Source organism: Desulfosporosinus sp. BICA1-9, assembly GCF_000802135.1.
Genome location: NZ_JUEE01000087.1, coordinates 1 through 14,739, shown reverse-complemented (window position 1 = coordinate 14,739; position 14,739 = coordinate 1). Strand labels below are relative to the sequence as shown.

Genomic DNA, 14,739 nt, shown 5'->3' with positions numbered 1-14,739 from the left:
ACCGACAATTCTGTTTGGATAACTCTCTTCTTTCAGGGCAAAATAACTCACGTGAGTATCAAAAGTGCTTTGATCGAGTTAGTCTTTTTAATATGAAAAAGGAGATCAAGTATGATCGTAGTTGTGCTCAGAACCTTAATTCTTTACGCACTGGTCATCGTCGCCCTTCGCATGATGGGAAAACGGGAAATCGGTCAATTGCAGCCTTTTGAGCTGGTCGTTATTCTCATGATTTCCGATCTGGCTGTCGTCCCCAGTGAGAATGTGGGCATTCCACTCCTCAGCGGCATCATTCCGATCTTAGTCCTTCTCTCGGCAAGTATGACCTTGGCCTGGATTTCATTAAAAAGCGAAAGAGCTAGAGATATTATCTGCGGCAAACCTAGTATTCTCATTGAACGTGGAAAAATCCTTGAAGACGAATTGAAAAAGAATTGTTATAACCTTACTGACCTACTCGAAGAACTCCGCCTTAAAAACGTCCCCAACATTGCTGATGTGGAATATGCCATACTGGAAAACAATGGCCAAGTGAGTGTCATTCCCAAATCTCAGAAAAGGCCAGCCATTCCTGAAGACTTTCAGATCACGCCCCCATTCGAAGGGTTACCATTAGCTCTTATCTTGGACGGAAAACTCAATCAAAGGAACTTAGACAAAAGCAATAAAGACTTAGACTGGTTAAGAAGCGAACTCCAAAAACAAACGATTTTGAGAATCGAGGATGTCCTCTTAGCAAGCATTGACTCTTCTGGTAAGCTCTTCGCACAAGCTAAGCTGCGTGGTTCTAAAAACAATCACAGATAGAGAGGTGAACCCCGTGCGCACGCTCTTGCCGATTATAGTAATTACTCTATTGTTATTGGGTGGCTCATATACTTCACATCGCTTTATTCAAACCACGACCCAGATGATTGGGGATCAGCTTGATACGGTCGAAGGATCCCTTGCGCAGCAAAAATGGGAGGCAGCTAAAAATGAATTGACCACTGCTGAACAAAGTTGGGAAAAGAGTGACATCTGGTGGACTGTTCTCCTTGATCATCAAGAAATTGAAGCCATTGACCTTAGCCTGAAGCGGTTAGAAAAAAACATTGAAGCACAGGACTTTTCACATTCCATCGGAGAAGTATCGACTTTAAAACTCCGATTTAAAAGCATTTACGAATCTGTGAAGTTGACTGTGAAGAACATTTTCTGAGAAACTAAAGAAAAGATACGCTGAGACGTTGCCCCAGCGTACCTAAGTTTTCTTATTGGTGCGGGAAACAGGACTTGAACCTGCACGGTTTACCCGCTGGAACCTAAATCCAGTGCGTCTGCCAGTTCCGCCATTCCCGCAAATTGGAGTACTTGCTCCAGAAGAAATAATACCATAGTTCTAGTAATATGACAAGTGTTTGATATATTTACCAGCAATCTGGCATTGTTAGCCTACACTCTGCATTAGCCAAAAATATTCAAAGATTAAGATAAACAAATTGATGCCCACCAAAACCATTAAATTCCTTAACCAATTTACTGGGTATCTCCAATAATAAAACAGCATATTGAAGACTACTAAGAAAGCCGAACAGATACCCCAGCGCACGTAAAGTCCCGAGTCTTGTGAGATCAAATGTATAAACCATACAATGGGGATAAACAAAAATACGCCCATAAAGGTAATCATGGTGTACCCGATCATACGACGGAGATCGTCCGGATTCGGCTTAAGCTTGGACTCAGGTTTTGGTTTGTCCATTTGTCGTTTTCACCGTCTTTCTCGGTCCTCATCTAACCACTTTAGATTTAGTATACCACGTTTTATCACGAACGTGGAGAATCCAAGGCCCACTCACCTTAGTTTTACTAATCCTCATGGCAACGGGGGATGTAAGTCCTCTCTAGTTAGAAAACCCCTGTTCACGATAAAACGACTGTCTCTAGCACAGAAACAAAGCGACTCATCAATCGAGCCGCTTTGTTAATAATTATTATCTTGTGATTATAAATAACCCTTTTATTAATCCCGTTTGTCTGATTTAGCCTTTTTATCCCCGCCGTTATCCCGACTCTTTTCTTTGCTTGGTTCATCCCGTTTGGTTTGCTTCTTGTTATCTCGTACAGACGATTGATTACTCGTTGTTGATGCCTTCTCAAGTTGTGCTGGAGCGACGGTCACAGAAGTTGGCTGTCTGTTAGAAGGTTCTTGAGAAACTGGGGCAGTCTCCTCTAAAGTTATATTGTCTGTATCGTTATCCTCTGCATCATTATCCTCATCGTCTGACTGTTCAACCTCTTCTAGTTGAATAGTTCCATTTTCTTTGAGAGATTTCTTAAAATCTTTCAATACAATTTTAGCTTGCTTTTCCAAGGATTTATCCTTGGTTGCTGGCATTACTGTTGTTACCGATTCCGTCGCTGGAGCTGTCGTTGCTGGGACCGTTTCTGAAATTGTTTCTTCAGAAGGGATCGTTAGGGCGACTTTGGCCTCTTGCTTCTCTATCTTTTTGACAGCCTTCTCCATGGAGCGTACAACATTAAGTGCTAATTTTTGAGCGGCCTGCGGGGGAAGCTTTTCTAATAAATTGCTTAAAACATTAATATTGTTAGAATTAACATTTGTAAGGGCGATGTTGAGTTTTATAGCTTTTTCAGAGTCTGGATCTTCGACTTGCTCTAGGAATTCCTGGGCCTTGGTGATCTTATCGCTGTATTCGATTAATGCGATCTCTGCAGCTTCTATCTTCCCTTCTGACATTAGTTTCTGAGCTCTTGCCAACTTTGCGAGTGCTTGCCTTTCACTTAACTCACTCTTGCGCACCGGGTCAAAGGTCAGAGCGAGTTGGAGTTTTCCAATCAAATTAGTAAACCAGTTAGAAGGAGCCACTTCAGTGCCATCGGCATCGGTAACTTGCGTATCGTCTGTGGTTGTGTCGTCTGTCGTTGCATCATCTGTAGTAGTGTCATCCGTGGTTGCGTCTGTAGTAGTGTCATCCGTGGTTATACCGTCTGTCGTTGTATCATCTGTCGTTGAGCCGTCTGCTGTTGCATCGTCTGCTGTCGTGTCTGTAGTAGCAACGTCAGTGGTTGTCGTCTCCGAAGTTGTCGTGTTTGAGATAGCAACGTCAGTCGTTGTTGTCTCGGAAGTTGTTGTTGTCGTCGTCAATGGATTGTCCGTTTCAGCCAATACCATGGATGTACCAAACGGGAGTGTTAGTAATGCTACTGTCACGGCAACTGCGAGTTGTTTTTTCATCTTTTTCATTTTCTGTCCTCTTTTCTTTTGTTGTACTGGTCTAATAAGTATTGCGACCTTAATTTCTTGTTTTATGGCTTTTATGCTTGTTATGCTTAACCCTTACATAATTATTTACGAACCTAAGGCTCTATTTAGGGGGGTGAAGAAATAAGTAGGCCGAAAATCGAATTAAATTTTCGGCCTACTTATTTCTTTGTAACCTTATATAAAGCACATCGAACAAAAGAAAGACAGACTCCATGACTCATACAGGAAATTAATGAGGATACCCTGATGAAATAATTTCGAAAGTTTGGCTGAGAAAGAGCCTTCATATCTTTTCGACAGAAAAATACATCAAGGTTTATAATGATATCGGTTTAATGAACAGAAAACACCGAGAATAAATTCTCGGTGTTACTTTTGTTTTATGGGGTGGGTGATGGGGCTTGAACCCACGAATGCCGGAACCACAACCCGGTGCGTTAACCACTTCGCCACACCCACCATAAGAGTGTAATTATTGGTGCGCCTGGAGAGATTCGAACCCCCGACAACCTGCTTAGAAGGCAGATGCTCTATCCAACTGAGCTACAGGCGCATCTTAATGGGCCAACTCAAACTCCCAGGTCTACAACTTCAGCTTAACAAGCCAATCGCTTGCCAAACGGGACAATAAACCTCCGACTAAACTGCAAATTCGAACTTCGTGCCTCGAACTTCGAACCTCGATAATATGGTCGGGGCAGAGGGATTCGAACCCCCGGCCTCCTGCTCCCAAGGCAGGCGCGCTACCAAGCTGCGCTATACCCCGATTTGGTGACTTGATCAGTATAGCTCATCTTGAGCAATTCGTCAAGAACCGGAACGAACTTTTTCGATTATTTTTTTATATCTTTTTTTCTTAGATTTTTTCAGATTTCTAGCTACTAATATTTCCCCTAAGTGTTTGGAGTATCGGAATCACTTTGCGAAATGCCTGAGCTCTGTGGCTCAATTTGTTTTTCTCAGTCAACGTCAATTCTGCCATCGTTCGCGCATACTCAGGAACATAAAAGAGAGGGTCATAGCCAAATCCATCCGTACCGCGACGTTGTCTCAAAATTTGACCTTCAACACTACCCTCAGTAAGAAATTCTTCCCCTTCAGGGGTCACTACCACTAATGCACAGCGAAAACGGGCCGTCCGTTTGTCATCACTGGTGGACTCTAACTGTTGTAAAAGTTTGTCATTGTTACGTTCATCGTCTTTTGGCTCACCGGCATAACGCGCAGAATAGACTCCTGGCGCACCATTTAAAGCGTCAACTTCTAAACCAGAATCGTCCGCTAGGGCAATCAGTCCTGTTTTCTGAGCGGCAACTCTAGCTTTTAGGGCGGCATTGTCTGCAAAGGTCACCCCATTTTCCTCTACGTCTTCCCAGTCTGCAAGATCTCGTAAAGAAAGGACTTCGATCGTTTCATCCACCAGCAGTTCTTGAAGTTCTCTGATTTTCCCCTGGTTTTGAGTGGCAAGTATAATCTTCATGAGCTCGTTTCCACTGCCGACTTCTGAACATCTATCAGAGATCGGATTCCTTTTTCTGCTAGTTGTAAAAAATTATCTAGATCAGCTCGATCAAAGGGAATATCTTCTGCTGTTCCTTGAATTTCCACGAACTTTCCAGAGCCTGTCATGACCACATTCATGTCTACTTCTGCATGGGAATCTTCCTCATAAGCTAAATCCAAAACTGCATGTCCCTGAACCTTTCCCACAGAAACTGCTGCCAGAGAATCTATGATTGGGTTCGTTCTAATAAGCTTTTTTTCCATTAAAAATTGAACTGCATCAACTAAGGCTACGTAAGCACCCGTAATGGCTGCCGTTCGGGTTCCACCATCTGCTTGAAGCACATCACAGTCCAGCCAAATTGTACGTTCACCGAGCTTTTTTAAATCCACGACAGAGCGAAGCGCCCGACCAATTAAGCGTTGAATTTCCATCGTTCGACCAGTAAGTTTACCTTTGCTTGCCTCACGTTGCGTTCGAGTCTGAGTCGCCCGCGGAATCATGGCGTACTCAGCTGTGACCCATCCCTTACCTGATCCTTTTTGAAAGTAAGGCACTTTTTCCTCAACACTGGCTGTGCACAAAACTCGAGTATCTCCGATCTCGATAAGAACTGAACCCTCAGGTATGTTTGTAAACTGTCGTGAAATTTTCACGGTTCGTAATTCATCATAAGCTCGACCATTTGAACGTTGCATATAAATAACCCCTAGCCTTTCTTTGCACGAGTCAATTTCGCTGTTTGTCATTTTTTAGTTTATCAGAATAGAAAGAGAAATGCTAATCCGCTGGCCCGAAGACACTGTCTTCGCACGTATTAACCTTCTTGCAGATGGCCGAGTGTCCCTGAAGCCAAGACTCGAACAGGACGTTCGAGATTAGAGCGCCGCCATGACGATAAGCGGACGAGCTTATCGCCACACTGCAACTCATTACGCATACTCCTGCAGTGTGGATTGGCAAGGCGCCGTGATGGCAAGAAGGGACCCGGCTTGTGCGGCAGCTAAATATTGCGATTATACCCTCCGAACAAATCAACCGCTCGGGTAGGCGACGTTTCTTCTCCCACAATACCAGCAATAGTATAGAGCTGCGCGATCGGATCAAATCTGAATTCCTTCAGCAAGTGAAACCCTTTAATCTCACTGGATCGCCGAATATGAATTCGAGGACCCGTGCACGGATAAAGTATTTCTCCTACTCGAATATGACCGTCATTGGCAAAAGAAATGGGCAGATCCGCTTTGATTAAGTCCAACACACGTTGCTCTACCAAATCTAAATCAATATCTGGTTTTTCCGGCAATTCTAACACAAAGCCATGTTTGATGTCACTGTGTACTTCGGGTTTTTCCAATCCCATTTCTTCCAAGATCATCGAGGTAATGTCCTCAGCACTATGGGCCATGCGCCGATACTTGATTGAATCGAAGACAATCGATGCTATACTGTGAGGTTCTGGTCCGAACACCGTCGGCCGAGTTACAATCACTTCTTCTCCTACCCCTATCAATACTTCGGCATTAATCCCGAGCTGAGTATAGACAAGGTCGAAGTGTTCAACCACGACGCGATGCCCAGTAGAAATGGCTTTCTGAATGGCTTCAGCAATTTTCCAAGGTTGGGTAAACGCAGACTCGAAGCGAACATCTAAATGGTAGGTATGATAGCGAAAATGTCCACGGTCAGCATCCTCCATTAAGGGTAACGGTCGAATGTTAATACCGTCGTCATCATTGGTAAGTTCAAGGCCAGGAAACATTCCCCGGATCAGCAATGATTTGCCGGCACCTGCATCTCCCACAAACCCAATCAGCTTATCCTCTGGGCTTAAATATCGCTGTTGGATATTGGTTCCCAAAAAAAGAAGCCGCTTCTTTCCACGCGGAGCAAAATAAACCGCCTGCATCAAATGTTCGTGCACAAACATGGCCAAACGATAGTCCTCCATTTCATTTCCTGGCTTTTGGCTTAAATCTATTATCTCACAGGATCGCTTACAATAATACCCAAACTTCATATTATCCGAAGCGTTTTATGACGAAAAGGATGGTGAAAATTGAGAGAAGAATTAGGGGTTGATGAACTAAATAGATAGCCAAGGAATTTCGGCTCAACCAGCGAATCCGTTCAGATTTTAGCTGGAACGAAAATCTCGGGACTGATCTATGCTTATAAAAATGCCGGTAAGCCAAAATACCTAAGAGTGTCATCCCTATGTACGGAAAAAGAGGATAATAATCCATGGATCCGAAGCCTTTATTCATAAGACCGAAGGGAAGAAAGAGACTCGTCTCTAATAGCTGTTCCTTAACCCAAAAGCCGAGCAGGGCGGAAAAGGCCGAGAGAACCAAGAGTATCGGCGATGACAACTTAGATAAGAACGGGGATAAGATCATCGTCACCCCTAAAAAGTGTAAAATACCGAAGCGGACATACTGATCTTTCATGACTAAATAGGTCACGATCGTGATTCCCATTCCATACAACAAAACCTTGAAGCCACGTTTGACTGGGGATCTGCTAAACCCACTCGCAAGCCCTGCTATAAAGATAAAGAGCAGAGCGGAGGTTTTTCCGATCCAAAACCAAAATGGATCCTGATAATTAAGATTGATCCCGGCAAACTCCTTCAAGTCATAGACAAGATGAAACAAGACCATCAGCACAATCGCCAGCGCCCTAAGTAATTCGATCTCCCCATGACGCTGGTCAGAAATTCTCTCATTTGAATTCAAATTCAAATCCATTTTCATCTCCATTTCCGATTTTTCCGCCTCATTCTTCTTGCTTCTTTTTTCACTCTACCTTTTCTGTTCCTGTTTCCTTCTTTTAATTTATTGATTGATAATTTGCTGCACAAAGCACTATTACTAAAAGAGCACATCAAAGGGATTTGTCTATAACCTATAATAAGAGAAATCAATTTCCATTCAACCAACCGTGAGACTCCCACTCGATGCTCAGCTTTAGTTAAACGAGTTCACTTGTGCTAACTCGCCGACTTACTGATACCCCATCACCAAACGGCAAGACCGTGGTGGAGAAATCCGAATTCTGGCAAAGATCCTGAAGAAACTGACGCAAACCACCTACCATTCGGTCATATTTGGGCACAAAATCACTTCCCGGCACTACCCAACCCCGAAATAGCACGTTATCTACGACAAGCAAGCCCTCTGGAGCAATTAAAGGGTAAATATGACTCAAATACTCCAAATACTCTCCTTTAGCAGCGTCAATAAAGACAAAATCAAATTTAGAATCCAAGGTCGGCAGTATTTTTCGTGCATCTCCCTCTAAAGTTGTAATGCGCTCTTGCAGTCCCGCCCGTTCAAAGTATTTAATTGAGCGTCTCAGACGATCCTTGTTCAGATCGATTGTAGTGACATGCCCGCCAGTCCTTTCTGCGGCTCTCGCTAACCAAATCGTAGAATATCCAATCGCTGTCCCTATTTCCAATATTGACTGGGCCTTAGTCATATGTACTAATAAATTGAGGAAATTTCCAACTGTCGGCATCACCACTGGGATCGTTTCCTTTAGGGCCTGCTCTTCCATCTCCTGCAGTAATGGGTCCCGTTCACCCAATAAGGTTTCCAGATACCGCTCCATTTCAAAAGGGTAAAACAACTCAATCTCCCTTTCTGCTCTATCGATCGAATTAGCTGCTTATTTTCTTCCACTTTACCACAAATGATTTTGGAACGCACACAAAACAAAAGTATGCACCTTAAGTGATATTGCTTAATCGCCAAACCAAACAATCCACAGAAAGAAGCATACTTTTTTGATTTTATGACCGAGGAGCAGATACTATTGCTTGTCGATGTGCCAGCCGTCGTAATCCGAATCAAGTCAGGAACCGTCCCCGACTTACACGACTTGTATAGACGGTGCACATGAAATGTGCCGTCTCCCAAACCGTTCATTCTTTCGTTTTTTCGTTTTTTCGTTTTTTTCCGTTCTTCCGTTCCCCGACCCAAGCCCGGGACACAGTGTGACACGAGCGCGACGTCTTTACGAAAGCAGAATAGCAAACTTCCGTTCAAGCGACCGACCCCAGACACGGGGCAGTGCACAAGGTCCCTTCTCGCCATCCTTGGCTACAGGGACACTCGGCCATCCTTGGCCAGCGGATGTGCACTGCCGCCAACCGAGCCAAGGTCCCTTCTCGCCGTCCTGCAAGAAGGCTAATCCGTGCGAAGACAGTGTCTTCGGGCTACAGGGACACTTGTCCAATCCACACTGCAGGAGTATGCGTAATGAGTTGCAGTGTGGCGATAAGCTCGTCCGCTTATCGTCATGGACGGCGGATGGCGAGTTTGCACGATAGTCTCCAGTGGAGAGTATCGCCGAAGCCGCTGATCCCAAAAGGAACACTTCGCGGCGTAGGATAGATTATCGCCGTAGGCGGGTTCTTTCATACATACTATCGCCGAAGGATGTACCCCGCTCCCCATAGTAAGAGCTTAAACGGTTAGTTTGCTCTGCGTCGTAAGCACCGAGCGCTGTGTCACACAAGTCCTCTATAGGACCCTTCTTGCTAACTCCACTAAAGACCCGTCCACCATCGTGCCTGCCCCACGCTGAATCAAATTAAGAGCTTCACCTGAACCCATCGCTAGCCGATAGGGTCGATTTTCCGTGAGGGCTGCATAGATATCAGCAATCGCCATCAGCCGGGCTCCCACATCGATATCCTTCTCTGCCAGCGCGAAAGGATAACCTTTGCCATCGAGTCGCTCGTGGTGATGCGACGCCCATTCCACTATCCGAGTTGGGAAGCCCGCCTCCGTCAACAAACGGTGTGTATAATAAGTATGAGTTCGGATTACTTCAATCTCAAAAGAATCAAGTGCGCCTGGTTTATCGAGAATCTTCTTCGGTATTGCGAGCTTTCCTAGGTCATGAAGCAAACCAGCTATGTAGATTTCATGAAGCTGTTCCTTTTCCCAACCAAATCCTCTAGCCAATTGCTTCACAGTTTCCGCTACTGATCGGGAATGACGAGCCGTAAACTTACTTTTTTGGTCGATCAGATCAGCAAACGTGTCCGCTAAGTCGTCAGTAAATCCAAGTTCTAATTCCCGCGTCGCCGGAAGTTGCCACTGACCGAATAAGAGCCCTAAAGCAATCTGGAGTAGATCATCTTGTTCAATGTCTAGCCAAAACGCCTCTTTTCGTGCAACCTCTTCAAATGCAGCGGCTACCTCGGGATAAAACAACGACCCAGTCTCCATGGAGACCCATTCTAGGATCTCCTCCCGCTCTCGACGCTTAGATAGTCTCCGCTTTAATCGAAGATCAATCTGATCCGCTAAAGACAAAATTCGAGCCATCAACGGGACTTCTTCGGGTGATACACGCAAGGCACTGAACTCAGGATTTGGAGTCTCATGGTGGTATTTGATCGCTGGTACAAGAATCTCTCCCGATGGAAAGCGCTCTACCATTGCCGCTCCCATAAGGCAATGTTCTTGTAAGATACGAGAATCCCCATTATAGTCTCGGAAGCAACCGAGAGCGCCAATATCGTGTACTAACCCAGCTACCGTAACATGGACCAATGCTTTTTTACTAAGTTTAAGGCTCCTGCCCAAGCGCATCGCAATATAGGCAACACGTTCTCCGTGCCGTCGCCCTAAGGCAAACTGTAAACCGCTTTCGATTTCTTCGTCCACCAAACCGAGATCAAGCGCACGGGAGAAGCTCCACATCCGACGGATGTAAAAGGCATCTTCAGTCATAATACGCTCCTTTAATTTTAGATACTCCTTAAATCTCTCTATGCTTTGTTTGTTCCAAGTTTACCAGTTTATTCTTAAGTGCAATTCATATTTGCCCCGATTACGTCATCCATAGACGGTGCACATGCAATGTGCCGTCAGCCCAAGCCCTTCGTTCTTTCGTTCTTATTCCCTCGTTCTTCGTCCATCCGTTCCGCTGCCCAAGCCTGGAACGCAGTATGACACGAGCGCGACGTCTTTACGTAAGCAGACTAGCAAACTTCCGTTCAAGCGACCGACCCCAGACACGGGGCAGTGCACACATGCAAGTCAAGAACCATCCCCAACTTGCACGACTATCGACTTCCATAGACGGTGCACATAAAATGTGCCGTCTCCCAAGCCTTTCGTTCTTCGTTCCGCGTTTTTTATTCTTCGTTCTTCCGTTCTTCGTTCTTCCGTTCCTCGTCCTTCCGTTCCTCGACCCTAAGCCCGGGACGCAGTATGACACGAGCGCGACGTCTTTACGTAAGCAGACTAGCAAACTTCCGTTCAAGCGACCGACCCCAGATACGGGGCAGTGCACAAGGATGTGCACTGCCGCCAACCGAGCCAAGGATGGCGAGTTTGGCGGGGACCCCGCTCTACATAGTAGGAGCTCGAACGGTTAGTTTGCTCTGCGTCGTAAGACCGAGCGCTGTGTCATACAAGTCTCTCTTAATTTCGTAACCCCATTTGCGCTAAAGAGGTTGCTGAGTTGGCTACATCCTCAGATGCCGCTCCAATCTGACTTGCGGTCAAGGATAAGGCATCGATCTGTTGGGCGATTCCTTGAACTTGCTTGATACTCGCATCAATCGCGGACATGATTTCTCCAAAGCGGCTGACTACTTCCCCGGCCTCCGCTGCAGCGCCGTGCATGGCCTCTGTTGTTTGAGCAATCGATTGGTTCACCGCGACGGTATTCTGTTTTGTAATTGTAATCAGAGCGCTGATCTCTTTGACGGACTGTTCGGAATGGTTAGCGAGCTTCTTGACTTCCTCTGCGACAACTCCAAAGCCTCGACCGCTGTCTCCAGCTCGTGCCGCTTCAATAGCAGCATTTAACGCTAAGAGATTGGTTTGAGAAGCGATTTCCTTGATCACATCGGTGACAGACGCAATGCGCGCAGAGCTTTTATCAAGTTCGGTCATTTTGCCCTGCATCTCAGACGTCATGGTTGCTAAACGCAAAATTGTATCTGATATCATTTGAATCTTCCGAACACCTTCTTGCGCCAAAGTATCCACTTGCTGAGAGAATTCGGCTGCTTCAGAGGCATTACCTGAAATCTGTGCAGTCGCCTCATTCATCTCCGCCGCAGAAGCTGCCGTTTCCTCAGAAGTTGCTGCTAGCGCTTGACTAGCTTCGCTCACACTTCGTTGCAAACTATCTATTTCGCTTAGGGCGTTCTCTAATTCGGCCTTCTTGTCTATTTCAATCATATAGGACTGGATATAGCTTGCCATAACAACTTGCTGATCGAAATTCAAGATTTTCTGAATAGCTGAACTGGCATAGATAGCTAGGTCAACTTTTTTACGATAGTGTTTGAAAATTCTTGGCACAATCTCGTCATTAAGAAACTGATTGGCACTCAAATAGTAAAACGGTGGTAGATTAATCCGATTATGTACCTCTCCGATGGTGATGCGCCACTGCATGAATTCCTCATTGATCTTATCCGGGAAGAGTGACAGTAAATATTTCTTCATGGTAATTTTCAAATTCTCCACTGAGGAAAATCGGTCAATAATAGCCTTAAGATCTGGGAAAGTCGTCACATGGGCATAGAAGTTCCGGATTATTTCATCTGAATCGCGCTCAATAATAAATCTAATCTCTTTAAGTACGGCCAATTGCTCCGTATCCATCCTCAATAATCGAACAGACTCGTCTAAGCTAAACTGATGTAATCGACTCAAAACACTCATCCTCTCTCAGCAAATCTAACTCTAAACAACTATCTTAATTTGCAAGTTCCTGATCTTTATCTGAGACATAGTCTTTGCCCTCCAGCAGAATCCCTAAAGCAGTCAGCACCACATTGACTGTACAATAGGAATCGTGCTCATCCGTTGCACAATTATCACAAATGCTTTGTACCTCGAAGTAAGCTTCTTGAAGTTCCATGCTTTTATATCGTTCTGATATAAGCGGTACACTCCGGAACATATCGAGAATATCCTCCGGAATTTTATCTGTAAATTTCTCGCCCGTCTGCGCAGACAAACTGAGAAATTCCTTGGCCATGAACAATTGACACAGGGCAGAACATTTACACCCCTGTGCACAAGCTTTATCCATTTTTGAGAATGCCTTATAGGCACTAAGTTTACTGAATCCTTGTGCTGCCATTTCTCTACCTCTTTCTAACGGTTTTTAATATAGGTTCTATTTATCTATCGGATAAACTTCTCTTTCTACTTAGCGGAAGTATTGTCCAAGAGTTCCTCTACAGCCTGCTTGAAACGCTCAAATCCTGTTTTTTCTATGACATGATAAAGTCGGGCCCTCGTGCCTAGGTCTTCTCCTAATTCCTCCGCACTTGCTACATAGGTCTCTAGAATCCGCTTCACAACAGGAACTACTTGATCTCTGGGGATCCCCTTACGCACTAATGCTCCATGTTTTGGATTCATTCCCGACTCTGTCCCACCTATCCAAAGGGAATATTTACCACGTGGTTCTGCCATTAGTCCAAGATCATGGCACTGTACACCCGTACAATTGCGCGGACAACCTGAAATTCCGATTTTAAAATCCCACGGCAGTATTGTAGCGTAAAAAGCTTCATCGATTATTTTGGCCAGTTCTAAAGTATCTCCACGAGAGTTGGGGGAAAATCCCTTCCCTGGGCAGGCTGCGATATTTCGAACACTTTTGTGTAAGTTTGCCACACGGAGTCCGACCGTTTGAAGTTGATCCAAGGCGGCCTCGACTTTCTCTTTAGGGATAAGCAGTAGAGATGTCATGCGACGGGTGTTCTTCAGGACCCCATCCTCGCCAATAATCTGAGCAAGAACACTCACCTGTTTACCCGTCAAAATTCCGCCAGGGGAGTTTACGATTATTGCTACCATTCCATTGGCTTGTTCTGCAATGCCCCAATGGATCCCGCTCTCACATTCTACAGCTTCACCCGTCCATTGAAAGTTAAGATCTCGCTGAAGTTCAGTCATGATACTTCTCCCCCCACTATTTGAAAACTTTCTTAATATGATATTTCTCTATATATCGTGGGAATCCTGCAAAACTATCGAATATCTGATATTAAACTCATATAAGCACTAAAGAGAGCCATTATTCTGCTCTCTTTAGTGCTTATCCATATAGCTAAACTATTGAATATTCTGTCAATCCATACTTACCCGGCGCGTCGACGGGCAACCCGCTGAGGTGACGAAACTGATCGAGGCTCGGCTGATGTTTCTAATCGTTCCACCGACCCATCCGACAAGACTTCATATATGTTTACCACTCCGTCTCCCTTTGTCCACTCATGACAACATTCTCTGCAATAATAACGTTCACGGCCAATACGGCCGACCTCACGCGCTTTACATAATGGGCAATTCATGATTTAGCCAACTCCTATCAGAGATCCAACATTATTTTTATTATACAGTAAAAACAAGGAGTCTTCCTTAAGAATTTGTGAAACTTTTGTGTTCTTTCTCTTAGAAAAGATTTTTTTGCACTATCAGAAAGTACAAACTTGCGTTATATACTTTCTAAGCATAAGTGCAACTAAGGCGGCCGCCTCGCCAAGGCTTGGCGCCAGCCAAGTTTTCTTACGAAAATGAATCTACGCGCTGTCATTTCAAACTGTTATTTCAGTGAACATTAAAACCCTCAAAACCCTCTAAATCTTTGTTTCCAAATCACCTACCCCTAAAAAGACAATAACATGCCCGAGAACACTGTTATAGCTACGCACGGAGGTTATGATGCTTTAACTATTTGGTATCCTTTTGATTCTAGTGCCTTAATCAAACGTTGTTCTTTCTTCTTCTCCTGATTTTCGATAAACTGTGTACCAAGTTCTTGATATGGGGTTTTAGTTTGTAAAATTTGATAGGCTATTCTAAGAATTAAGTGAGCTACAGCTACTATGGCTTTGTTTTTGCCTAAACGTTTTACCAAACGCCAATAGGTTGCTGATAATCGTGTATTTCTTGTAACAGATGCAGCC

Annotated in this window: 16 protein-coding genes, 4 tRNA genes and 1 pseudogene; 3 read left to right on the top strand and 18 right to left on the bottom strand. The window is 44.7% G+C overall.

The window, feature by feature from the left end; genetic code table 11:
• The first annotated feature begins 111 nt into the window (after positions 1-111).
• Positions 112-807, top strand: coding sequence for a DUF421 domain-containing protein (locus JL57_RS11230; protein WP_034142135.1), 696 nt, complete (start codon positions 112-114; stop codon positions 805-807).
• 13 nt (positions 808-820) lie between these two features.
• On the top strand, positions 821-1,201 hold the full coding sequence (locus JL57_RS11225; protein WP_034142134.1) for a DUF4363 family protein: 381 nt from the start codon (positions 821-823) through the stop codon (positions 1,199-1,201).
• Between the two features lie 56 nt (positions 1,202-1,257).
• On the opposite strand, the gene JL57_RS11220 is transcribed toward JL57_RS11225, so the two are convergent.
• From JL57_RS11220 to JL57_RS11170, 12 genes are all read right to left on the bottom strand, one after another.
• Positions 1,258-1,341 (bottom strand) — tRNA-Leu (locus JL57_RS11220).
• 88 nt (positions 1,342-1,429) lie between these two features.
• Complete coding sequence (locus JL57_RS11215) at positions 1,430-1,744, bottom strand: hypothetical protein (protein WP_034142133.1); 315 nt, start codon at positions 1,742-1,744, stop codon at positions 1,430-1,432.
• Positions 1,745-2,005: 261 nt separating this feature from the next.
• Positions 2,006-3,250 carry a DUF5667 domain-containing protein gene (locus JL57_RS11210; protein WP_034142132.1) on the bottom strand — a complete coding sequence of 415 codons (1,245 nt, stop codon included), beginning with the start codon at positions 3,248-3,250 and terminating at the stop codon, positions 2,006-2,008.
• A gap of 404 nt (positions 3,251-3,654) precedes the next feature.
• Positions 3,655-3,730, bottom strand: a tRNA-His gene (locus JL57_RS11205).
• 17 nt (positions 3,731-3,747) lie between these two features.
• A tRNA-Arg gene (locus tag JL57_RS11200) sits at positions 3,748-3,824 on the bottom strand.
• A 136-nt stretch (positions 3,825-3,960) separates the two neighbouring features.
• A tRNA-Pro gene (locus tag JL57_RS11195) sits at positions 3,961-4,037 on the bottom strand.
• A gap of 108 nt (positions 4,038-4,145) precedes the next feature.
• Positions 4,146-4,751, bottom strand: coding sequence for an XTP/dITP diphosphatase (locus JL57_RS11190; protein WP_034142131.1), 606 nt, complete (start codon positions 4,749-4,751; stop codon positions 4,146-4,148).
• Positions 4,748-5,473 (bottom strand): ribonuclease PH, encoded by a 726-nt coding sequence (gene rph, locus JL57_RS11185; protein ID WP_034142130.1) that lies wholly within the window; start codon positions 5,471-5,473, stop codon positions 4,748-4,750. Before rph ends, JL57_RS11190 begins: the two co-directional genes overlap by 4 nt.
• 119 nt (positions 5,474-5,592) lie before the next feature.
• Positions 5,593-5,715, bottom strand: a complete 123-nt coding sequence (locus JL57_RS34200; RefSeq protein WP_291299974.1) for a hypothetical protein — start codon at positions 5,713-5,715, stop codon at positions 5,593-5,595.
• Between the two features lie 63 nt (positions 5,716-5,778).
• Entirely contained in the window at positions 5,779-6,705 is a 927-nt protein-coding gene (locus tag JL57_RS11180) for a hypothetical protein (protein WP_034142177.1), read from the bottom strand.
• A 91-nt stretch (positions 6,706-6,796) separates the two neighbouring features.
• Positions 6,797-7,537 (bottom strand): heparan-alpha-glucosaminide N-acetyltransferase, encoded by a 741-nt coding sequence (locus tag JL57_RS11175; protein WP_366557010.1) that lies wholly within the window; start codon positions 7,535-7,537, stop codon positions 6,797-6,799.
• A gap of 211 nt (positions 7,538-7,748) precedes the next feature.
• On the bottom strand, positions 7,749-8,408 hold the full coding sequence (locus tag JL57_RS11170; protein WP_034142129.1) for an O-methyltransferase: 660 nt from the start codon (positions 8,406-8,408) through the stop codon (positions 7,749-7,751).
• A gap of 632 nt (positions 8,409-9,040) precedes the next feature.
• Between JL57_RS11170 and JL57_RS34195 the strand changes: the two genes are divergently transcribed.
• Positions 9,041-9,175 (top strand): hypothetical protein, encoded by a 135-nt coding sequence (locus JL57_RS34195; RefSeq protein ID WP_291299973.1) that lies wholly within the window; start codon positions 9,041-9,043, stop codon positions 9,173-9,175.
• A 129-nt stretch (positions 9,176-9,304) separates the two neighbouring features.
• On the opposite strand, the gene JL57_RS11165 is transcribed toward JL57_RS34195, so the two are convergent.
• From JL57_RS11165 to JL57_RS11140, 6 genes and pseudogenes are all read right to left on the bottom strand, one after another.
• Complete coding sequence (locus JL57_RS11165) at positions 9,305-10,525, bottom strand: HD domain-containing phosphohydrolase (RefSeq protein ID WP_034142128.1); 1,221 nt, start codon at positions 10,523-10,525, stop codon at positions 9,305-9,307.
• A gap of 696 nt (positions 10,526-11,221) precedes the next feature.
• Positions 11,222-12,469, bottom strand: coding sequence for a globin-coupled sensor protein (locus JL57_RS11155; RefSeq protein WP_291299972.1), 1,248 nt, complete (start codon positions 12,467-12,469; stop codon positions 11,222-11,224).
• Between the two features lie 43 nt (positions 12,470-12,512).
• Positions 12,513-12,902: a hypothetical protein gene (locus JL57_RS11150; RefSeq protein ID WP_034142125.1), complete on the bottom strand. Its 390-nt coding sequence runs from the start codon at positions 12,900-12,902 to the stop codon at positions 12,513-12,515.
• 65 nt (positions 12,903-12,967) lie between these two features.
• Positions 12,968-13,726, bottom strand: coding sequence for a nitrite reductase (locus JL57_RS11145; protein WP_034142124.1), 759 nt, complete (start codon positions 13,724-13,726; stop codon positions 12,968-12,970).
• A gap of 185 nt (positions 13,727-13,911) precedes the next feature.
• Positions 13,912-14,124: a hypothetical protein gene (locus JL57_RS34190; protein WP_291299971.1), complete on the bottom strand. Its 213-nt coding sequence runs from the start codon at positions 14,122-14,124 to the stop codon at positions 13,912-13,914.
• A gap of 365 nt (positions 14,125-14,489) precedes the next feature.
• Positions 14,490-14,739, bottom strand: a pseudogene (locus tag JL57_RS11140) (IS110 family transposase); the annotation flags it as partial.

Bases quoted from the DNA above. Each gene is read 5' to 3' on its own strand.
- JL57_RS34200 (WP_291299974.1), bottom strand. From the start codon at position 5,715: ATGCGTAATGAGTTGCAGTGTGGCGATAAGCTCGTCCGCTTATCGTCA.
- JL57_RS34195 (WP_291299973.1), top strand. From the start codon at position 9,041: ATGAGTTGCAGTGTGGCGATAAGCTCGTCCGCTTATCGTCATGGACGG.
- JL57_RS34190 (WP_291299971.1), bottom strand. From the start codon at position 14,124: ATGAATTGCCCATTATGTAAAGCGCGTGAGGTCGGCCGTATTGGCCGT.
- JL57_RS11150 (WP_034142125.1), bottom strand. From the start codon at position 12,902: ATGGCAGCACAAGGATTCAGTAAACTTAGTGCCTATAAGGCATTCTCA.
- JL57_RS11165 (WP_034142128.1), bottom strand. From the start codon at position 10,525: ATGACTGAAGATGCCTTTTACATCCGTCGGATGTGGAGCTTCTCCCGT.
- JL57_RS11210 (WP_034142132.1), bottom strand. From the start codon at position 3,250: ATGAAAAAGATGAAAAAACAACTCGCAGTTGCCGTGACAGTAGCATTA.
- JL57_RS11175 (WP_366557010.1), bottom strand. From the start codon at position 7,537: ATGGAGATGAAAATGGATTTGAATTTGAATTCAAATGAGAGAATTTCT.
- JL57_RS11180 (WP_034142177.1), bottom strand. From the start codon at position 6,705: ATGTTTGTGCACGAACATTTGATGCAGGCGGTTTATTTTGCTCCGCGT.
- JL57_RS11215 (WP_034142133.1), bottom strand. From the start codon at position 1,744: ATGGACAAACCAAAACCTGAGTCCAAGCTTAAGCCGAATCCGGACGAT.
- JL57_RS11145 (WP_034142124.1), bottom strand. From the start codon at position 13,726: ATGACTGAACTTCAGCGAGATCTTAACTTTCAATGGACGGGTGAAGCT.
- JL57_RS11230 (WP_034142135.1), top strand. From the start codon at position 112: ATGATCGTAGTTGTGCTCAGAACCTTAATTCTTTACGCACTGGTCATC.
- JL57_RS11190 (WP_034142131.1), bottom strand. From the start codon at position 4,751: ATGAAGATTATACTTGCCACTCAAAACCAGGGGAAAATCAGAGAACTT.
- rph (WP_034142130.1), bottom strand. From the start codon at position 5,473: ATGCAACGTTCAAATGGTCGAGCTTATGATGAATTACGAACCGTGAAA.